Below are 20,522 nucleotides of genomic sequence, written 5' to 3' on the forward strand. Positions count from 1 at the left end.
GCCCCCAAAAAGTTAGACACTTTTTAGGGGCATTTTTTATGTATAGAAAAGAAAAATTTAGCGTTGCTTTCAAATTAGAATGTATTAAACTTCACAAAAATTCTCATCGTTCGATTGAATCTATAGCAACAGAGAAAGGATTTAATGAAAGCAATCTGCGCAAGTGGATCGGTTTTTATAACAAGTACGGAACCTTGGGACTACAACCAAGAAAAAACAGGAGCTACTCGTTGAATTTCAAGATTAAAGTTTTGAAAGCCATCGAAACAGAACATCTCTCACAAAGGGAAGCATGTATCCTATTCGATATCGCAGCGCAGTCTACTGTGTTGAGTTGGCAAAGGGATTATGAAAAAAGTGGTATTTTAGGGTTAAAGAATACCCCCAAAGGAAGACCCCGCATTATGAGCGATTACAAACGTAAGAAAAGAAAGTCCGATAAGCCATTAACCCGAGAAGAAGAACTTTTATTGGAAAACGAAAGGCTGCGGGCCGAAATTGATTTTCTAAAAAAGTTAGACGCCTTAACTCTCAAAAAGAACAAACAGAGGCCATCGAAGGATTAAGGCGAAAATATGATCTGTCGGTCCTTCTGGATTGTACAGGTATGGCCAGAAGCAGTTTCTATTACCATCAGAAAGTACTTAAGAAAAAGGATAAATATGGAGAGATAAAAGCTTTGATAAAACAGATTTATCATAGGCATAAAGGACGGTTGGGATACCGTCGTATCACTTTGGTCATGAAACAACAAGGAATTATAATCAATCATAAAACGGTATTGAGATTAATGAAGACCCTGGGATTGAAAAGTATCATTAGGGTTAAAAAATACAGATCTTACCGGGGAGAGCAAGGCAGGATAGCGCCAAATATTCTTGAGAGGAACTTTAAGGCAGATCTGCCCAACAGAAAATGGGCCACTGATGTGACAGAATTTAACGTCTCGGGCAGTAAATTATACCTTTCACCGATAATTGATCTGTACAACGGCGAGATCGTGAGTTACGATCTCTCGGAAAGACCTGTTTTTGCACAGGTCATAAATATGCTCAAAAAGGGGTTTAGAAAAATCAAGAATACTGAAAACCTCATTATCCACTCTGATCAAGGCTGGCAATATCAGATGAAAGCCTATCAGCATCTGTTAAAAGAAAAAGGAATTATCCAAAGTATGTCCCGCAAAGGAAACTGCCTGGATAATGCGGTAATAGAAAACTTCTTTGGGACTTTAAAATCTGAAATGTTCTACACTAAGAAATTTAAAACAATTGATGAACTCAAAAAGGAAATAAAGGAATATATTAATTACTACAACAACGACAGGATAAGACTTAATCTAAAAGGAAAGAGTCCGGTACAGTACCGAACTCTTTCATATAATAATATTGTTTAATTTTGTCTAAACTTTGGGGTGCAGTCTAGATGTATCAGGATTCTTTTATTTGTTAGCTGCTCTGATAAAAGTCTGCGATATTTTTGATGTCATCCAGGCTCAGATTCCACATAAAATTCAGGAACTGCTGGTAGCTTTCACTTTGATTTTTAGGTTCTATCCTGTCAAGGTAACGGTTCAGGTTGTAGTTTTTACGGGCTTCATATATTTTCGTAAAGCATTTACCAAGCCAGCCTTTATAATACTTGTCCTCTTCCCCATCCTGCAGAAACTGCATTGATGCATAAATTCCCAGTCCATAATCTTCGGAATGAAAATAATTGGGAAGAATCTCCATTCTGGCCATTTTCTTTAAGCTTGTAAACGTCTCAGATGGTTTTTCAGACTCCACCGAAGTTTTAAGTTCCGGAAATGTTTTTTTCAGTTTTTCAATTCTCCTGGACATTTCGGGATGTGAGGCAAGGGAATCTTTATCCAGCTTTTCTTTATAAAAATTATAATTATACAGCGAAAAATCTTCCTTTTTCATCCACTTTTCATTAAAAGCCTGTTTGGGAAGGTCAAAAAGCTTTTTATATGTTTCTATCTTCAGTTGGCGGGGCGAGATCGTATCAAAATCCTGCAATCTCTGAAGTGCATTCACGTATTCATTTTTGTTGAAATCACTATTCTTGAAGAGGACATAGCCCAGTGAATCGGCCTGCATTTCCTGCTGCCTTCTTTCCACTCCTTTTTTATAAGCGCGGTTTTTAAGGATGTCGAAAGCTTTCTTATTTTGAGCCTGGCTGCGGTTTGCCGTAGTTTCCTTCAGATTCTGTACGGCAATTTTATCCAGCTGATTCTGTTCGATAATGCTTAAAAAGGTTTTAAGGGAATGTTCATCAATTTTATGTCCCAATTCGTGAGTGATCACAGCCGCAATCTGATCTTCACTGTTAAACCAGTTGTATAAGCCCATATTGATCACAAAAGTCCCGTCAGCAAGGCAGTAGGCGTTGGGCGTATTATCTCTTGCCACTAAAATTTTCAGGTCCTGAGGAATCCTGGGATTGTTTTTTCTAAGACGCTGGATCAGGGTTTCTATTTCAGTTTCAAATTCGGATTTAAAAATAAAATCTTTATTTTTTACCTGCTTTTCAAAATCGTTTCCGAATTCCTTATAGATTTTGGACAGTTCTGAGCCTGTCTTTCCGGAATACTGTGATCTTATTTTTTTAATAAAACCTTCGTTGTTTCCGGCAAAATTTTTTAAAAATTCTTTTCTCTGCAAATAATCTGCAGTGTCAATCATTTTATAGGTCTGGGCATTTCCCATCACTGAAAAAATGAAAAACACAAATACAATGAGTTTTCTGGTCATATTTTTCATCAATAATCGCAAAAATAGTTTATTTACCCTTCCATTCTTATTTTCTTACCGAAATTATTTTAAATTTGTTTGAGACTGATACTCATCATCATATGAAGGCATTAAAATATGTAATAGGCGGAGCAGCGGTGGGCGTAGCTGCGGTTTATCTTTTGGGATACGATTATTTATTCAGCGGAATTTCCAAAACGTATCTCAAGGGAAAATCAAGCGCATATATCGACGACGGGAAGCTCTTCCCAGGAAACCTCATCGCTACCGAAGAGCCTGAACTGTGGACGGAAGATCCCGACTACAATAAGAAGGAACTGCCTGAACATGTGATTGAAGACTTAAAACAATCCAAAACAGCAGCGTTTGTTGTCATAAAAAATGGGAAAATTCTGCATGAACAGTATTGGGATGGCTATCATCAGCTTTCGCAAACCAATTCTTTTTCCATGGCTAAAGCTGTAACCGTAATGCTGTTGGGGAAAGCTCTGGAAGAAGGGATCATTAACACTATTGATGAAAAACTCTCCGACTTCTACCCTGAATTCAAAGAAAAACAATTCGGGAATGAGGTTACGCTTAAAAATTTAGCCCAGATGGAAGGCGGGCTGGACTGGGATGAAGATTACAATAATCCTTTTCTTCCCAATGCAAAAGCCTATTACGGAAGGAATCTTGTAAAAGCTGTATTCTCAAGAAGATTTAAAGAAGAGCCCGGTACGCGGTATGAATATCAGAGCGGATCTACACAGCTGCTCGGATTTGCTCTAAAAAAAGCATTAAACCAAACATTAGCAAGCTATCTATCTGAAAAATTCTGGATTCCGATGGGAATGGAACAGAATGCGTCATGGAGCACAGACAACCACGGGATGGAGAAAACCTATTGCTGTATCCACTCCAATGCGAGAGATTACGCGAAACTGGGACAGCTGTTTTTAGATGATGGAAAAGTGGGAGAACAACAGATCCTGAATACCGGATTTATTGAGCAGATGAGAACGCCTACTGAAAAATCTGAAGAAATCTATGGAATGGGCCTTTGGATCAATCATGACAATCCTATTAAACATTATTATTTCCTGGGATTGCAGGGACAGTATATCATTATGATTCCTGAGCATAATATGGTGATTGTAAGAACAGGGAGCTACAGTAATAATCCTAAAAATGACAGAGGAAGACCGGATCAGGTGAAATTCCTTGTTAATGAATCCGTTCAATTATTCCAGTAATTATATGGAAAAATCACAGGATTTTGCCAAAACTTTTTTACAGTATATCCGGCAAATGGTTCGCAAACTCTGTACGCATGCTGAAAATTGTTTTGTTGAAGCACCCTTAACTACTATAAAAATTCGACATTTAATAAATTTTGAGGGTCTCCATAAAAAGGGCATATTTTAACCATTAAAACATGTCTAAAAGTATTTTTATATTCATATTAATCAGATCATTTTTAATCGTTCTTCCTCCAGATCGATCTGATACAATTGCTGGCGAATCACATCTTCATTAATGGTAACATCTTTATTCAGTTCTGAAAGATATTGTCTCTGGACTTCCAGCATTTCAACAAAAATGATTTTATTTTTTTCATTCATCCAGCCGTCTTCATTGGCTTTTGTTTTTTCCTCCCAATGTTTCAGCATTCTTTCTATTCCCGCATGACCCTGAAGTTCGTTTTCATGCTTTGCTTTAAGGAATTGGTAAACATGCTGTTTCAGTTCGTTTTTTATTTTCAGCCTTGTCGCCTCTTCTTTCTCTTCATTCATAAAATCCTGAAAGGCATGTCCTTTATTGATGATATAAGGCAGCGTAAGTCCCTGAACCAGTAACGTAAGCAGAATGACCACAAATGTTATAAACAGGATCAGATTTCTGTTGGGAAAAGGCAATCCATTTTGAAGCGTAATAGGAATAGCCAGCGCTGCAGCCAATGATACCACACCACGCATTCCTGTCCAACCCAGAAAAAGGGGCATCAGCAGGCTTCTTCTTCTGGTAGACGCTCTGGGAGCGACACTTGGCCGAAAGATGTAAGTAGCCAGCATCGCAGCATATGAACTTATGATCCTTGCTAATATAAGAACAATGGTGACGAGTATTCCATACTTAATCGCTGTAGCTAATGGAATTCCTTCAGAACGAAGTCCACCCACAATTTCAGGAAGTTCAAGTCCGATCAGTAAGAAGACAATCCCGTTCAGAATAAATACGAAACTTTCCCACACACTGTGCCCTTTTATTCTGCTCGCACTATTGAGAAAAATCAAACGTCTCGTTGACATGAACAGACCTCCGCAGACTACAGCAAGTACTCCGGAACTGTGAAACTGTTCTGCAACCCAATACATGATGTAGGGTTCTATCAGGGTAAGCGCAATATCCGATGAGGCATCTGTAGGCAAACGCTTGTGGGCCTGCACAAATATCCACCCCAGCAGCAGACCTATTCCCGCACCTCCGATAACCATCCACAAAAAGCTCAGGGAAGCTTCCTGCCATATAAATTGTCCTGTCCCTACAGCTATGAGTGCGAAACGAAAAATAATAAGGGAGGAGGCATCATTTAATAAACTTTCTCCTTCCAGAATAGCAGAAGTCGTTTTCGGGATCTTTACAAATTTCATGATAGCCCCTGTGCTCACGGCATCCGGCGGAGAGACAATCCCTCCCAGCAAAAAACCTAAAGCTATTGTAAATCCCGGGATAAAATAATTAGCAGCAACAGCCACTGACAGCGCTGTAAAAAAGACAACCAAAAAAGCAAAACTGCCTATAATACGCCACCATCTTCTCATCTCCTTGAAAGAAATGGCCCATGAAGCTTCAAAAAGCAGGGGTGGTAAAAATATAAAGAAAATAAGATCGGGATCAACTTTTACAACGGGAAGTCCCGGCACAAAACTTACAAGTAAACCAAAAACAACCAATAGAATTGGATAAGCAATTTTCAGCTTGGCAGCCCACATATTCAGCAATACGATAGCCGCTATCATTGCCAGAAAAAAAGGTAAAATAGTATGCATTGAAATGTTGTGTTTTTTATCAGTTTCTCATTTAATTTTTCAATCTTAATGAGCAAGTTTTTTACAAATATACAGTCAATTGTCTTTTCTTGTATTAATTTTTCTGATCCTATATAAACTTAACTTGAAATAGTCACAAAATAATTTGCATTCATAAATAGGATTATTTACCGCCTGGTACATCATACAATCCATCTTATTTCATCCTATGACTAAACAATTCTATTCAATAGGAAAACTGCAATACATTCGCTAAAAACATTATTTATATTTAAAATTTATATTAAATACGTCAAGTTTCGTCGCCACTAACCTATACTTTTGTGTTATAACAATCAATCATGGATAAAGTAACAATACAAAGAATAGACAAGCTCCATCCTTCTGTGAGAGATGAAGTAAAACAGATTATTAAAGAATGTGATGAAGCGCTTACCGGCAGAGCAAAAATCAGAATTACTCAGGGATTAAGATCTTTTGAAGAGCAGGAAAAATTGTATGCCATCGGAAGAATCACTTCCGGAAAAAAAGTCACTAATGCTAAGGCTGGGCAAAGTATTCATAATTACGGTCTTGCGGTTGACATCTGCCTGATGATCGATGGAAAGACAGCAAGTTGGGATACGGTAAAAGACTGGGATAATGATAAAGTAGCGGATTGGTATGAATGTGTCAAGATTTTCGCAAGACACGGCTGGGATTGGGGCGGAAACTGGAAGACTTTCAAAGATCTTCCTCACTTTGAAAAAAAGAATGTTCAGACTAAAAACGGTTTGGTGAAAACGAGTTGGCGAACGTTGTCCAAAATGCCCAGGGATAAGCAGAATTATATTCTATTTTAATTCCCTTCTATTTGAAAATAATTATAATACGACGAGTTCTGTCGCTTCCCAGTCCTACCTTTGTTTTATAAGAAAAATGTTAGTTAACTGAGATCTCAATACTAAAACCAGCATCCGTATTCAAGGCGGAACGTTGGTTTTAGTTGTCTCAGGACCACAGCTTTTCTTTTAAAAACCAACAAAACATCACATGAAAAAGACAACCATTCTTTCTTTGGACGGGGGCGGAATAAGAGGTATTATCACCTGCATTATTCTCCGCTACATAGAGGAACAGCTTCAGTATCATGATAATCCGGGCGCTAAACTCGGTGATTATTTTGATATGGTAGCCGGAAGCAGTACAGGAGGACTGATCGCTTCCATTATTCTATGTCCCGATGAACACCGAAAAGCTAAATATTCTATCCAGAAAGGATTAGAATTATATGCTGAGAGGGGCGGCGACATCTTCCAGGTTTCTTTCTGGGAAAAGCTGGTCAATCCGTTTGGCCTGCTGAATGAAAAAATTCCTCAGGAATCACTTGAAAAAAATTTGAATGACTTTTTTGGACACTTAGAACTTAAAGAATTTATAAAACCATGTTTAATTACCAGTTATGATATTGAAAACAGAAAAGCCAAGCTTTTTAATTCCTGGGAGGCGAATCTGAGCACCGACAATTTTTATGTCAAAGATATTTGCAGAGCAACATCCGCAGCACCTACCTATTTTAGTCCGGTACAGATCAAATCGATGTACGGACAGATTTTCAGCCTGATCGATGGTGGTATGTTTGCCAATAACCCAACGCTTTGTGCTTACGCAGAAGCAAGAAAAATTCCATTTGCAGAAGTATTGAAAAATCACCAGAAAGCCAATCATCCCGGCGTGAATGATATGATCATCGTTTCTATTGGAACGGGTATTGAGGCCAGACCTTATTCTTTTAAAAAACTTCAAAAATCAGGAAAAATAGGCTGGGTAAATCCTATTATTGATATTCTGATGTCTGCCAATGCAGAAACCGTAGATTATCAGTTGGGCCAGATGTTTCAAACTTTGGGTCAGCGAAATCAGAAAAACTATTACCGTCTGAATCCATCGCTAAAAAATGCATCTCCCGGTATGGACAATGTCAGAAGATCAAATATTGAAAATCTGATCCAGGCAGGATTGAGTTATATTGATGATCACAGGGAAACGCTGAACCAGATTGTACAGAAATTGATCAGAAATAAAATATAAGCTTTTCACCTTATAAACACACAATATAAGCTTAAAAGATAATATTGAAAAAATAATCAAAAGTTTTTAAAACACGTCAAGTTTTGTCGCCTTCCGTCACTACTTTTGAAGTATAAACAAAGACACAAAAAAACAATCATTAAAATTTTAAAAAGCCTTTGAATTCAACATTTATTAATGCTGGACAGCCAGAAATATGTTTAAAACATAACCCAAATTCTACAACACAAAACATGGAAACACCAGATCACAATCCAGATATTCTTTTCGATGAAGATCTCTATACTATTGAATGGAGCGATATCGAACATGCAGAGATGGACTATGAGAACTATCTCAACGACATTGAAAACTTTTTCAGGGAAGATTTCGAAGATGGTATTCCTGAAGAAAATAGATACTAAATACATTATAACACGACGAGTTCTGACGCTGTCCGGAATTATCTTTGAAATACCAAATCAATACACCCGACATCATCCTATAATTATTCAAAAACACCTTTGAATCCATCATTCACAAAATGCCGGACAGCCAGAACTATGTCTAAAAAGATATAAAAACAACAACATATGAAAATGTAACGGTAGAGCGGAAATAGAGTCTACTACCGCCAAAAAAAGAGACTAAAAACATGAAGGTAATCTATTAAAAAGACCTTTCAAATCTAGACTTATTAATATAAACAAAATCACACAATTTATTATGAAAACAAAAGAAGATTTAAAACTCTTATTCGAAAACGGAGACAAACCTACACAAGAAGATTTCTGGGCTCTGCTGGATTCTTACTGGCACAAAGATGAAAAGCTGAAAAATAGCTCTCTCGATCTAATTGCTTACGATGACTTTATTTATTCTTCCACAGACAACACAGAAATTGTTGGTATTGGAAAAAAAATCATTTTTCATGAAGGCATAAAAATTATTGGCGGGACAGGATTCGCATTTTCACCAACCAGTAGAAATTATATTTCAGGCGTTACTTTTCCAAACTCCTTGGAAAGGATAAAAACGAATGCCTTCATATCACAATATCTAACTGATATTTTAAGAATTCCTGGATCATGTAAAGTTATTGAGTCAGGAGCATTTAGCGGATTAAACGCTCGAATATCTGAACTAATATTAGACAATGGTATAGAAACTATAGAGACCGGAGCATTTCAACTTTCTGGAAGCAAAAACTTAACTGAACTATACATTCCTAAATCTGTTAAATCCGTAGGACAAAACGCATTTAATATTCCATCCCTTAAAAAAGTATCTGCACTTAGCGGGTTAGATTTAAGTAGTGCAGGAATTCCGGAAACAGCAAAAATAATGCGCTATTTCGATTTATAACAACAATTCAACATGAAAACAAAAGAAGAACTAAGGCTTTTATTCGAAAACGGAGACAGGCCTGCACAGGAAGATTTCTGGACATGGCTGGACTCTTACTGGCATAAAGATGAGAAAATAGACATGACGAAAATCGCCGGTCTGGAAAACGGATTTCCGCGGGTCAATGACTTTCATGCAGAGATAATTGAAGGAGGAAATGCCTCTCTGGCTCATCTACAGGTCAGAAGGATATTTATAAAGCCAGGCACATTGCACATTCCCGATAGGTTTGCAGTTGCATTAGGCATATCCGAATTGACTCTTACCAGCAGTCTACTCACTGTCGGAGTGGATGCTTTCAGCAGCAATGCTTTAAAAACATTAACTATTCCGGAAAATGTATCCATCATCAGTGAACGTGCCTTTGCATTTAATCAGCTTAGCTCAGTAGTAATTCCTGACAGCGTCAAAGAAATTAAGGATTCTGCCTTTACTTCTAACAGAATTAGCGCATTATATATTCCGCCAGGTGTTTTAAAGATTGGCCCAAATGCCTTTAATTATAACCCTGATTTATCCAGCATAAGACTGGACAGAAATACTCAATATTATCCTGATTCATTTGATGCCAAAACAAGGGTTGTTGGCGGAACTTTAGTCAGCGATATGTAAAAAAAACACAACAAAATGAAAACAAAGCAAGAATTAAAACAATACTTCGAAAACGGAGATATCCCAGTACAGGAAGAATTCTGGGAATGGCAGAACTCTTACTGGCACAAAGATGAAAAGCTTCCTTTACAAAATATAGATTATGATTTTGATAAAAAAGCAGATGTCAACGCGTCCAACTTAAGCACACAAAATGCTCAGCTTTGGAAAGAGAAAATAGAAACACAGACCTCCATTCAGAATCCGGCATTGAACGGAAATATTTTAACGGTATTTTATACTGGAGAGAATGGTGTTCAGCAAAGTAAGTCTGTAGATCTAAGCGGCTTAATAACTAATGATATCAGCATTGAAAATGCAGAATATGATGCTTCTCAGAATACGATTACGATTACTCAGAATGATGGGTCAGCCTTTCAAGTTAATCTTTCAGAATTCAGTATCATTCCCACGACCAATGCAGACGGAACCGTAACATTGGCACAGGAAGGCCAGGATAAAGTAATCTTAAAAAAAGTTGCTGTTTCAGGAAGTTATAATGATTTAACAGATAAGCCGTCTTTCACAGGTAACGATACATTGCAAAATGTAATTGACCGGGGCAATACAACCACAAAACCAATTGTATTTAATACCGGTCAGGGAAGAGCTGCTGAATTGGGTTTTAACAATACTACCTACTCACATTATTGGGGAAACATCAACGCTGCACATACAGGCGCTTATGGTTTAGGAATTGGATATAATACATTGTCAAAATTAACCACAGGAGCTAACAATGTAGCATTGGGTTCTTACGCGTTAAACGAAGTAACCGCAGGAAGATGGAATACGGCAACCGGAATTTCAAGTGGAGCTAAACTGACAACCGGAAATTTCAATGCCTTTTTTGGCACGCAGGCAGGAACAGAAACAACGACTGGAACAGGAAACACCTATATAGGAGATGAGGCAGGCAATAAAAACGTAACCGGAACTAATAATACCGCTCTTGGTATTGGAGCTGCTTATGCTTTAACAAATGGAACTCAAAATACTTTTTTAGGTGCTTTTTCAGGAACAAATCATGGGAAAGTAACAGGCTCCGGAGCGTGGGGTTATAATACGTTTGTAGGTTATAATGCTGCATCCACAACACACGCAATGGGAGTTTGGGGAGATAATAATGTAGTGATTGGCTGTAATGCTCCATTGGGAGGCTCAACATCCAATAAGCTTGTTATTGAATCAAATCCAGTAGCAAGACGTCACGATTTTGTTACGCCTTTAATTGGGGGTGACTTTGCCGCAAGAACATTAGATTTCGATGCTGTTGTTTCTGCAAAAAGAACTCCTTTAGCAGACAACACCTATACAAAAGTAGCCGTTTTAAACGCTGGTAATGTATTGGGGTACAAAAACCTTTCTGACTTTCAAAATTACCTTCCTATTTCAGGAACAGAGATAAATAAGCCTGTTTCAGGACATATACAATTTGAGAGTGGCGACGGACCAGAATATGAAACTCTTTTGTATAAAACAAACGTTATAGACGAAGTCCAAAACCAGGTAGGCTTTTTCCCAAATGGAGTTTTGATTACTTCAAGCGATTTTAACTATGCTCAGATGTCAAAAGTAGATGTCAGCAAAGAAGATGGCGTTTTGGCAGCAGCTTATGGTGCAAAAATGACTTTAAGCAGTACAGGAGCATCTTTAATGAATTTTTCTGATCCTGCAAAAGGAAAAGGAATTCTTATCAGTAATAGTGATGATGAGCCTGTTTTAGTTGAACATCAAGCAACAAATCCAAGAGGTTTAAGTTCTAAAACTTATTTTGGCGACAATGCTCAAAAAAATGATTACATACAGAAACAGTATACGGACAAACAGCATTCCTATTCTACCAAAGAAGAATTAACAGGCGGAACCTGGATCAATGGTAAACCTGTTTATAAAAAAACCGTGGTTTTCACTCAGATTCCAAGAACAGGTCTGGTTGAGTTCAAAACGGAGTTTCCGGATCTTGACACCATTATTTCCAACGAGATGTTTACAGAATGGTATGCAATAGATGCAGCATTCGCAGGTAACCAATGGCGAACAAAAGCTTACATCACTATAGAAAGAAAGCTGGCAATCATTGAACTTATGGGTGACCCTGACTATGATTACTCCGCCATTAACTCATTTACCCTAACTCTTGAATACACCAAAAAATAATTAAAACAAAATGGAACTAAATAACACACCACCAGCAAAGTCCGCGTTTACCGTGGGGAAATCCTTAATAGGAGAAGGCATCATTAATTACAAAGAAACAAATAACATGAACACAACAAACAATGCGTCACAGACGCTTTTCAGATTCGTTAGTTTAAGAAACCCTCAATTAACAGAAACTAAAGATAAAAACCTGGGATTTATCCACAGACCCAAAGGTGCAACCGGTATTTTTGACACTGCCGTTGCCGGAAGGCCCGCCAAAACATCCAAGTTTGGAGAAATGAAGAGAGCAGCCAGCGGATTTAATAATGCAGGATTTGAAACCGAAAAGAAAATTGAAGAAGGAGTATATAAAGACCTTCTGGCTATTGGGCGAAAACTTTCTAAAAGAGAAACACTGGACAGTAATGACTGGACTTACGTTACAGATTATTACAAAAGTCTTATTGACACCAACAAAAATCTTAATCCTGAGGGAGTTAAAACGTTTACTCTTCTTTGGAATAACTTTATTTATCAGATCATTACTCAGGGAGACTTCTACATTAAAGAAGCGATCAGCCATATTCTGATGGCCATTCAGCTTGGTTTTGCCAACAATCAGGATCTTACTGACCCTGAAATCATCAAGGTAAATGGAGAAAAACCATTAGAGAAAGCATTGAATAGTCAGATTATATTACCAAAAACTCTATTTTCAGAGGACAGTTCAGAAACGGTTTCAGCTGGTTCAGCAAGAGCAACGGCAGGTGAAACAAGACCTGTTCTGAGCGCAAAAACCATTCAAAGATTAGAAGCCGAAGCAAGAGCCTCCCTGGTTGTAAACAAAGCAATTCACAGAAGAGACGCTTTGACTAAACTGAACACCGAACTGGAAAAAATTCAGAAAAAATATCATAAGTCCCGTCATCAATCATACCAGGAAGCTTATTCAAGGTATGTGGATGAAAATAGAGAACGTATGGAAATCTATGATAGAAAACTGGCTGAAGTGGAAAGCAAAATCACTCCGGAAACTCCAGAAGAAGAGAAAAAACGTCTATATGAAAGCTTAAAGGAATATGAAGTTCCCTCTTTTGAATTTTCTTTCAGAAATGAAATCGATCTGGAAGATCTAAAAGCAAAACTGTCTCCTGAATCCTTTGACCTTTTTGTTGATCTTTTTGGAGAATTCAATGCGGGAGAAATATCTAAAATGGCAGATACCGAAAGTCTTCAGATTCTTTCAGCAGATACCATGAAAATCGGAAATCAGACCATTATCATTGATGATGAAATACAAAGCTATTCCGATGCCTTGATCGTAGTACAAAACAATATTTCTTCATCCATGGAGACCGCATTACTGAACAGCCCTCTTCAGCAGCAGCAGTATGTGAACGTCGGAGGAGCTTCTATTCCGGTGAATCAAAGTACAGCCCGAAACCCAATGGCCTACAGTCTCTATGCGCACAATTCTTTCAGAATGTCGGGTACAGGAGGATTCGTTAATTTTTCTTTTGAGGTTGAAGATGTTTCATGGAGTGTTGCCAATGCCAAGGTCATTGCCACTACAGACCTTGCCGGATCTTTTGAAGAAAACTACGGCAATATCCAGGTCGTAGATAATAAAATCACTTTACCGACATGTTTAGTGAACAAGCTCCGAAACACTTTTACCTTCAGAATTGAAATCATTTTTGATAACGGAAGCTTTGCCTATGGAGATATTAGCGAGCAATACATCAAGGAGGATCTAAGTCTTACAGGAATGCTTACCCTAAAACGTGCCGCCATTGAAAATCCGGGTGAACCTGAACCGGTAACGATCCAGAAACGTAAAAATTTCGGAATCAAAAGACTTGGAGTGGCAGATTATCTGAAAGTTGTACAAAGTGTTCATGCCTATGTTCCTGGAGAAGTTTCCAATATTGAGAATGTTATGGCCAGCGAACTGAGACATAAGTCTTCTGTTTCAAGAGATTATTCTGAAATTACGGATACAACTTCCAAATCTCAGGAAACCGAGAAAATTTCCGATACTTCAAAAACGTCCAGAACGGATATGCAGACCGAAGTAGCCAAAGAAGTGGAAAAGCAGCAAAGTATTTCTGCCTACACAAGATTCAGCTATGGGAATGACAATGCTATGAAATTTGAAATTGGTGCAGACTATGCCAATAATACAGCACAGCATGACAGTACAAGACAAGCGGTGATGAAGTCTCAGGAAATTACGGAAAGAGCCATGGAAAGAGTTCTTACCAAAATTTCAGAAGAAAGAGTACAGAAAATCATCAAGGAATATACGGAAACCAATGTGCATGAGTTTGACAACAGAGGAAAAGCTCTTACAACCAATCAACCACCACAGCACATCACAGGAGTTTACCGATGGATCGATAAGAAAATGAAGAATCAGATCTATAATTATGGTAAACGTACGATGTTTGAATTTATGGTTCCTGAACCTTCAAGATTACACCGTCTTGCTCTTACCGTTGCCAAAGCCCAGGTACTTACCGCTCCTGTAGACCCAAGAAAAGCTCCTGAACCATGGTATATGCCGGATCCTAAATCTGCAAATATTGAACAGATACAGCATTGGGCACAGATTTACGGAGTACAGCTGGATGCTTTCCCGGCACCTACTAAACAGGTGATCCATACTGCGGCAAGTGTTCCTCAAACCAATGACGATTTTGGAGTAGATTATACCCAGTTTACAATTCCTGATAACTATGCCGGGAAAAATGCAAGCTTCCATTGTGAGGCAGGCCGAAACAGAGGCGGTGGATTACAGGGATCCCGTTATGCGGAAGTATACTGTTCCAATTTTAATGGGGATTTCGTTGGTCATAATGATCGTGGGAATATTATTTTTGACAGAGCCTCTTCCGGGTTCAATATAACCGGTAATGTAAGTTTTCAGGTGAAAGGACACAATATCAGACATTATACCGTTAAAGCAACAATAAACTGCGAACTGAGTGATGAATTCATCAGCAAATGGAAAACAGAGAGCTTCAATGCGATCATCAAAGCGTATGAAGATGCTTATACAAAATTCCAGGAAGAGCAGGCAAGATTAGATGCAGAGCAGAAAGAAAAAGAGGCTCAGCTTAAAGAAAGACAGGATAAGTTCTACCGTTTTATGGAGCATGATGTCTTAAAGCACAACTGTATTGCATACCTGCTACAGGATTATCTTAATACCAATACATTAGGACAGGAAACAACAAACGGAGCTGCGGAAAAAACAACGATGGATAACTTCCAGGTATATCTGAGTGACAATCTGGATAGGTATACCGCCCTTGCCAAGTTTATGGAACAGGCCTTCGAATGGGAAATTATGGATTATACGTTCTATCCGTACTACTGGGCCAACCGTAAGAGCTGGCAGGAGTTTTACCTGAGTGAGAGCATGGATCCATTGTTCAGAAGCTTCTTACAGGCAGGTATGGCAAGAATTATCGTTACCGTAAAACCAGGCTTTGAGAATGCTGTACAGTTCTTCATGGAAACAGGAATTATCTGGAATGGGGGCGCTGTTCCTGTTATCGGAGATCCAATGTACATGAGTATCGTGGATGAAATGAGACAGCCTACAGGAGTAGCACAGGGCAAATATTGGATTACCAAAGTACCTACTACGCTTACTATTCTTCAGGATAAATCTACAGGATTACCAGTTGAGGAACCTCTTCCAATCTTCCCGGAAACCGATCCGAACAATTGTGAGAATCCTTCGGAACTGGAGACTAAGACGAGTTTTGAGCAGAGGGATATTCAGTTATCTCATGGTACAATTGAAGATAGTACTTTGGATTAAATTCAACTTAACGAAATGGTGATTTAACTATCACCATTTCTATTTTTAACGATTAGAAAACAAATAAAATGAGTATAATAAAACCATTAGGACTTCCTAAAATAAAAGCTCTAGGATTGAATAACACTGGAGGTATTGATAAGTCTCAGAAGAAAAGTTTAAGTATAAGATATATTTCTTGCTCAAAAGACGTCAATTTTATATATTTAAATTTTGAGATTGAAACAAAAACATTAAATAAGGGCAATGCTACAATTTTTGTTAAAGAAATGAATGCAACCAATGAATTTGCAATACCTCCTTACAATTTAAATATCCAATCTAATGGAAGAACCAATGTAAAAGCATCATTTCCAATAAATAAAAAATTTGATAAATACTTATGGCAAGATAGTTTTGCATACCAAGCAACCGTTACTTGTGATGGACTTTCTGAAGAAACAGAAGAATTTAAATTAGTGTTTTCAAACCAAATTACAAAGAGCAAAACCTGCTTTTGTAATAGAGGATTAACATCAGAAGAGTTAAAAAATATTATTATTGAATTGCGAAAGCAAGAAATTTATATTGAAAATGGTAAATTAATAAGAGATACAAAAGGTAGCCCCATTTTAAAAAATGGGAAAAAACAATTTGTAGATATTACAATGTATGATGAGTTGCATGAAGATTTATTTAATTTAGATTATCCAGAAAAATTAAATTCTTCAGATGCTAATTTTAATAAATTTGCTGAAGCTTTGAATAAAGTTTTTAAGGTTTACGAAATAAACACTTGTATTAGAAAAATTCATTTTTTAGCACAATGTTATCATGAAACTCAAAGATTTACTATTACCTATGAAAAGAGTCCAAATTCTAATGTTAGCGGAGGAGCTTTTTATAGAGGAAGAGGCCTGATACAGCTTACTCATGATTATAATTATGAGAAATTAAGAAAGGCTTTAAAAATCAATTCAACATTGACTGAATTTGTTCCAAGAGTGGCAAAAGAAATTAATTTCGCATGTCAAGCATCTGGATATTTTTGGAAAAACATTGGTGCTAAAACGGGCAATATAAATCAATATGCTGATAAAGACGATGTTTTAACTGTTTCTAGAGAAATTAACGGCTATGTAAGTGTCCCAAATGGCTTCAATGATAGAAAATTATTTACCGAGATATTAAAAAGAGTAATGAAATATGAGACATGTAAAAACAAAAAATAGTATTACCGTATTAACAATATTATCATTGTTAACGAGTTGTAAGGAACAAAAAAAATATTCAATTGAAAAACAAGAGGTAAAAGAACCTCTTGTTTTTAAAGTGGATTTTAAAAATTATGGAGAGTATCAAATTAAGATGAATAAAGAAAAATGGAGAAATCATGAAAAAGATTCTATTATTTATTTTGATGTCCTATTGGCGAATTTGAAAAATGAAAGATTAAAAATAAAAACAAGTACAGTTTCCAGTAGTATACCAATATTACTTAAGTATAGTAAAGCTCAAGAAGATCTAGCTATATTAGAAATAGTTCAGCAGTTTAATACTGTATATTCAGATTCTATCATTCTTAGAAATGACAAAATAAGTGATTTTCCAATTGTTGAGAATACTTATAGAATAGGTTATCAACATAATGGCGTTGATGAAATTTGTCAACTAAAGGTAGATCAACATCACGATACCATAAATATTTCTAGTCAAAAAATTGGAAACTGTATTGAGAGAAAAAGATAATTAACCTAAGTTCGGGATAAGAAACAGAATAAAAATTTGCAGTAAAAAGCAATAATCCGTATATTTAAGTTTCTATCATTCAGATATTTAAACGAACTATTGCTTATTCTCATTAAACCTGGAAAAGAAGTAATACTTTCAGCAAAATTTTTCGACACTGATAGTACGGCAAAGCTTGGAGTTATTGTTTCGTTCAAACTGTCAAATAAAAAAGGCATTGAATCTTTCACTAACACCCTTACATTTAAAAATAGTGAAGATATTTTAGATTTCAAAATTAAAACAAAATCAGCTGAAACCATTGATGATAAAACTACGTTAACTGCTTTTATAGATGATGGATCGGGAAAAGATTTAGAAATAGGAAAGATAAATTTGCTGCCCAATAAATTATTAAAAGCAAAAATATTCTTTATTGATGTTTTTTATAACACATCCACTCCAACTACCCCTTTTAATGGTGCAACCATGATAAATGATTTAAATCTAAAAGCGTTTAATCAATCTTCTGTTGAGCTAATTTCTGGAGGAGCAAATAAAACATTTTTCATTAAACCTACAGATCAGGAGCTGGTTGATGGTACATACGATGGTCACCCAATTTCAAATGTTTTAACAAATATGGGACCTGGTAAGCCATATGAATTAAGTGATTTAGATAAAGCTTTAAAAATAATAATGTCTAAATTTTATGAAAACATGGTTAATGAAATTCTGATTAGTACAGAGACCGAATTAAAAAAACTAGATGTAAATGACGGTAAAGCTACCAGAAAATTTCTTGAGCCATCATCATCAATAAAAAAAGAACTTGACGACTTGGATACGGCAAAGCCATTCAATTCAGGAGGCAGTGTGATGAAGAGATATGACCTCATTGTAGATAGGCTATACAGCTATTTACACGGTGAATTTAAGATAAATTATCTTTTTGCTTTTATATGCCACAATATTGAAACAAAAATCAACACAAAATTAACTGCAACTGCATCAATTACATCTCGTGATGAAGCAATGGCTTTTCTTGATGGGAAGGAAATAATAATTCCTAATAATGCCATTGGAAAAATCATGACTTTGGCTCACGAAATTGGTCACTCTTTCGGTGTGAGACATTTTTGTCTAGTCCTGAAATAGCGATACAAAAAAAGAATCGTTATGGAAGAACAATTAAAATCGCTTTACATAAAGCGCACTCAGAAAGATTACAGTTTAAGTTTAAAACTTCAAATTGTAAAAGAAGTCGAATTCGGTGAGTCCCTTATTACTCATTGTCGCCAGAAATATGGGATAAAATCCCATGCGACTGTTTTGAATTGGCTCAGAACATATGGTAACTTTGACTGGGACTATCAGAGACCATATACCATGGAAAAAACACCTGAACAACGTATTATGGAATTAGAAACTTCTTGAGAAACAAAAAGCCTTTTTAGAAAAGCAGGCGTCTTGTCTCAAAATAAAACATTAGAAAATTTTATGGATTATCGACAGAAATCTAGCGGATCATTCAATACAAACTTTGAATATAAATCATTTTATCAATGGCAAAAAACAATTAACTTTGGATTACAAAATAAACATTTTAAAGAAGTTAAGCAGCCATGAGAACATTACTTTTTTTTTTATTAATGACAAATTTTCTTTTAGCACAAGAATTAAAAATTCAATTTTCACCCAGTGAAAAAAAATATGGCGTATCAATAGATAAAAAATTGATTATTCCTGCAAAATATGATTCTATTGCTAAAAAAGATAACTTATATATTGCATATGTAAGGAACTATTGTGATTTATATGATAAAAGTGGTAATTTATTATATCGCGATCTACATACTATTCAATTTCTAGATAATTTCTTTTTTAATAATGTTCAAATAATTGATTTATCCGGAAATACATATTTTATTGATTCAGTTGGAAACAAGATAAAACCTGATGAAATCAAAAGTAATTTTACAAGAATACCATTATTGGATGAAGAATTAAATTATAATGCAGTGGAAACATCTGAAATAAAATCTCCCTCGCAAATCAGTTTTAATCTCATCAATACAAAGAAAATTGAAACCAAATATATTGAAGCATATAAAATCATATCACCAGAAAATTCCAGTTTTATAAAATTTTTATTAACAGACAATAACAGTGTTTCTCTTCCCAAAGATTATAAATGCTATGTCATTGACAATATGAGCTGTGTATTTAATCAATATCAGGTTCTTGTTGAAAAAAATAAAAAAGTTGGACTATGGAATTTAAAAACAAAAAAGTTTGATTTACCTACCGTTTACGATGACATACAGGTTTTTAATCAAAATTTACTTTTAAAAAGAAATGATCTGTATACTTCTTTTCCTAATATTGGAAAAAAAACCAAATATAAAAAGTTAGAACCTTATATAGAATATTTCGCCAGATTTGAAACTCCAGATGGTAAAAAGGGATGGGTAGATAGAAAAGGAAAAGAATATTTTGACCAATAAATGAGTCCATTACGAATAAATGAAACAGACCCATTGCTAATCCTTCTTCGGCTAGACGGCGGAGGGGTTCCAATGTACGATTATGACATCCACCCTCTTACAGGGATTGTTGTAAGCCACTATGAAACAGGTGAACTTTTTAAAGAAGAAGAATATGACAAGGGCTATCAGGAAGGATGGGTCCGTTACTATCATAAAAACGGCAAAAAGTCAGAGGAATATAAAGCCCACAATAATAATGTTATTCCCAACACCCACAAAGAATGGGATGAAAATGGAAATCTTATCTGGGAATCTAAAAGTTAAATACAAACCGCTCAGTAAATTGAGCGGTTTTACTATATATTATTGGTACTTTTCAACGATATCTAATTCACTCAATTAAAAATTTTGTGTTTCTCTTTTATGTATTATTTATGAAATATAAAATTCTGTT

At 36.1% G+C, this 20,522-nt stretch carries 18 protein-coding genes; 16 read left to right on the forward strand and 2 right to left on the reverse strand.

Going from position 1 to position 20,522, the window contains the following annotated elements; all coding sequences use genetic code 11:
• Positions 1–38: 38 nt before the first annotated feature.
• Positions 39–566, forward strand: a complete 528-nt coding sequence (locus tag EG346_RS05115; protein ID WP_103234860.1) for a helix-turn-helix domain-containing protein — start codon at positions 39–41, stop codon at positions 564–566.
• The gene (locus tag EG346_RS05120; RefSeq protein WP_123877197.1) at positions 554–1,396 is read left to right on the forward strand and encodes an IS3 family transposase; all 843 of its coding nucleotides are present in this window, start codon (positions 554–556) and stop codon (positions 1,394–1,396) included. Before EG346_RS05115 ends, EG346_RS05120 begins: the two co-directional genes overlap by 13 nt.
• Positions 1,397–1,448: 52 nt before the next feature.
• Here EG346_RS05120 and EG346_RS05125 read toward each other — a convergent pair whose 3' ends face one another.
• Positions 1,449–2,756 (reverse strand): M48 family metallopeptidase, encoded by a 1,308-nt coding sequence (locus EG346_RS05125; protein WP_228426610.1) that lies wholly within the window; start codon positions 2,754–2,756, stop codon positions 1,449–1,451.
• Between the two features lie 101 nt (positions 2,757–2,857).
• On the opposite strand from EG346_RS05125, the gene EG346_RS05130 reads away from it, so the two are divergent.
• The gene (locus tag EG346_RS05130) at positions 2,858–3,991 is read left to right on the forward strand and encodes a serine hydrolase domain-containing protein (RefSeq protein WP_123877199.1); all 1,134 of its coding nucleotides are present in this window, start codon (positions 2,858–2,860) and stop codon (positions 3,989–3,991) included.
• 213 nt (positions 3,992–4,204) lie between these two features.
• Here EG346_RS05130 and EG346_RS05135 read toward each other — a convergent pair whose 3' ends face one another.
• Positions 4,205–5,788 carry a Na+/H+ antiporter gene (locus tag EG346_RS05135; RefSeq protein ID WP_123877200.1) on the reverse strand — a complete coding sequence of 528 codons (1,584 nt, stop codon included), beginning with the start codon at positions 5,786–5,788 and terminating at the stop codon, positions 4,205–4,207.
• 341 nt (positions 5,789–6,129) lie between these two features.
• On the opposite strand from EG346_RS05135, the gene EG346_RS05140 reads away from it, so the two are divergent.
• From EG346_RS05140 to EG346_RS05195, 13 genes are all read left to right on the forward strand, one after another.
• Positions 6,130–6,630: a M15 family metallopeptidase gene (locus tag EG346_RS05140; RefSeq protein WP_073330667.1), complete on the forward strand. Its 501-nt coding sequence runs from the start codon at positions 6,130–6,132 to the stop codon at positions 6,628–6,630.
• Between the two features lie 190 nt (positions 6,631–6,820).
• Positions 6,821–7,858: a patatin-like phospholipase family protein gene (locus EG346_RS05145; protein WP_073330670.1), complete on the forward strand. Its 1,038-nt coding sequence runs from the start codon at positions 6,821–6,823 to the stop codon at positions 7,856–7,858.
• 233 nt (positions 7,859–8,091) lie between these two features.
• Positions 8,092–8,262 carry a hypothetical protein gene (locus tag EG346_RS24735; RefSeq protein ID WP_164466330.1) on the forward strand — a complete coding sequence of 57 codons (171 nt, stop codon included), beginning with the start codon at positions 8,092–8,094 and terminating at the stop codon, positions 8,260–8,262.
• Positions 8,263–8,563: 301 nt separating this feature from the next.
• Entirely contained in the window at positions 8,564–9,202 is a 639-nt protein-coding gene (locus EG346_RS05150) for a leucine-rich repeat domain-containing protein (protein ID WP_123877201.1), read from the forward strand.
• A gap of 12 nt (positions 9,203–9,214) precedes the next feature.
• On the forward strand, positions 9,215–9,856 hold the full coding sequence (locus EG346_RS05155; RefSeq protein WP_123877202.1) for a leucine-rich repeat domain-containing protein: 642 nt from the start codon (positions 9,215–9,217) through the stop codon (positions 9,854–9,856).
• A gap of 15 nt (positions 9,857–9,871) precedes the next feature.
• Positions 9,872–12,055, forward strand: a complete 2,184-nt coding sequence (locus EG346_RS05160; RefSeq protein ID WP_123877203.1) for a hypothetical protein — start codon at positions 9,872–9,874, stop codon at positions 12,053–12,055.
• A gap of 10 nt (positions 12,056–12,065) precedes the next feature.
• Positions 12,066–15,872, forward strand: a complete 3,807-nt coding sequence (locus EG346_RS05165; RefSeq protein WP_123877204.1) for a hypothetical protein — start codon at positions 12,066–12,068, stop codon at positions 15,870–15,872.
• A gap of 68 nt (positions 15,873–15,940) precedes the next feature.
• Complete coding sequence (locus tag EG346_RS05170) at positions 15,941–17,083, forward strand: glycoside hydrolase family 19 protein (RefSeq protein WP_123877205.1); 1,143 nt, start codon at positions 15,941–15,943, stop codon at positions 17,081–17,083.
• Positions 17,058–17,600, forward strand: coding sequence for a hypothetical protein (locus EG346_RS05175; protein WP_123877206.1), 543 nt, complete (start codon positions 17,058–17,060; stop codon positions 17,598–17,600). The genes EG346_RS05170 and EG346_RS05175 overlap by 26 nt, the downstream gene beginning before the upstream one ends.
• Positions 17,601–17,699: 99 nt before the next feature.
• On the forward strand, positions 17,700–18,737 hold the full coding sequence (locus EG346_RS05180; protein WP_123877207.1) for a hypothetical protein: 1,038 nt from the start codon (positions 17,700–17,702) through the stop codon (positions 18,735–18,737).
• A gap of 21 nt (positions 18,738–18,758) precedes the next feature.
• Positions 18,759–19,016 (forward strand): hypothetical protein, encoded by a 258-nt coding sequence (locus tag EG346_RS05185; RefSeq protein ID WP_123877208.1) that lies wholly within the window; start codon positions 18,759–18,761, stop codon positions 19,014–19,016.
• A 188-nt stretch (positions 19,017–19,204) separates the two neighbouring features.
• On the forward strand, positions 19,205–20,086 hold the full coding sequence (locus EG346_RS05190; protein ID WP_123877209.1) for a hypothetical protein: 882 nt from the start codon (positions 19,205–19,207) through the stop codon (positions 20,084–20,086).
• On the forward strand, positions 20,087–20,392 hold the full coding sequence (locus EG346_RS05195) for a toxin-antitoxin system YwqK family antitoxin (protein WP_123877210.1): 306 nt from the start codon (positions 20,087–20,089) through the stop codon (positions 20,390–20,392).
• Positions 20,393–20,522 lie beyond the last annotated feature (130 nt).

This window comes from Chryseobacterium carnipullorum (assembly GCF_003815695.1).
Classification (GTDB): Bacteria; Bacteroidota; Bacteroidia; order Flavobacteriales; family Weeksellaceae; genus Chryseobacterium; species Chryseobacterium carnipullorum.

Excerpts from the sequence above, each read along its gene's own strand:
- EG346_RS05140 (WP_073330667.1), top strand. The coding sequence starts at position 6,130 with ATGGATAAAGTAACAATACAAAGAATAGACAAGCTCCATCCTTCTGTG.
- EG346_RS05195 (WP_123877210.1), top strand. The coding sequence starts at position 20,087 with ATGAGTCCATTACGAATAAATGAAACAGACCCATTGCTAATCCTTCTT.
- EG346_RS05145 (WP_073330670.1), top strand. The coding sequence starts at position 6,821 with ATGAAAAAGACAACCATTCTTTCTTTGGACGGGGGCGGAATAAGAGGT.
- EG346_RS05185 (WP_123877208.1), top strand. The coding sequence starts at position 18,759 with ATGGAAGAACAATTAAAATCGCTTTACATAAAGCGCACTCAGAAAGAT.
- EG346_RS05175 (WP_123877206.1), top strand. The coding sequence starts at position 17,058 with ATGAGACATGTAAAAACAAAAAATAGTATTACCGTATTAACAATATTA.
- EG346_RS05155 (WP_123877202.1), top strand. The coding sequence starts at position 9,215 with ATGAAAACAAAAGAAGAACTAAGGCTTTTATTCGAAAACGGAGACAGG.
- EG346_RS24735 (WP_164466330.1), top strand. The coding sequence starts at position 8,092 with ATGGAAACACCAGATCACAATCCAGATATTCTTTTCGATGAAGATCTC.
- EG346_RS05125 (WP_228426610.1), bottom strand. The coding sequence starts at position 2,756 with ATGACCAGAAAACTCATTGTATTTGTGTTTTTCATTTTTTCAGTGATG.
- EG346_RS05165 (WP_123877204.1), top strand. The coding sequence starts at position 12,066 with ATGGAACTAAATAACACACCACCAGCAAAGTCCGCGTTTACCGTGGGG.
- EG346_RS05130 (WP_123877199.1), top strand. The coding sequence starts at position 2,858 with ATGAAGGCATTAAAATATGTAATAGGCGGAGCAGCGGTGGGCGTAGCT.
- EG346_RS05115 (WP_103234860.1), top strand. The coding sequence starts at position 39 with ATGTATAGAAAAGAAAAATTTAGCGTTGCTTTCAAATTAGAATGTATT.
- EG346_RS05150 (WP_123877201.1), top strand. The coding sequence starts at position 8,564 with ATGAAAACAAAAGAAGATTTAAAACTCTTATTCGAAAACGGAGACAAA.
- EG346_RS05170 (WP_123877205.1), top strand. The coding sequence starts at position 15,941 with ATGAGTATAATAAAACCATTAGGACTTCCTAAAATAAAAGCTCTAGGA.
- EG346_RS05135 (WP_123877200.1), bottom strand. The coding sequence starts at position 5,788 with ATGCATACTATTTTACCTTTTTTTCTGGCAATGATAGCGGCTATCGTA.
- EG346_RS05190 (WP_123877209.1), top strand. The coding sequence starts at position 19,205 with ATGAGAACATTACTTTTTTTTTTATTAATGACAAATTTTCTTTTAGCA.
- EG346_RS05160 (WP_123877203.1), top strand. The coding sequence starts at position 9,872 with ATGAAAACAAAGCAAGAATTAAAACAATACTTCGAAAACGGAGATATC.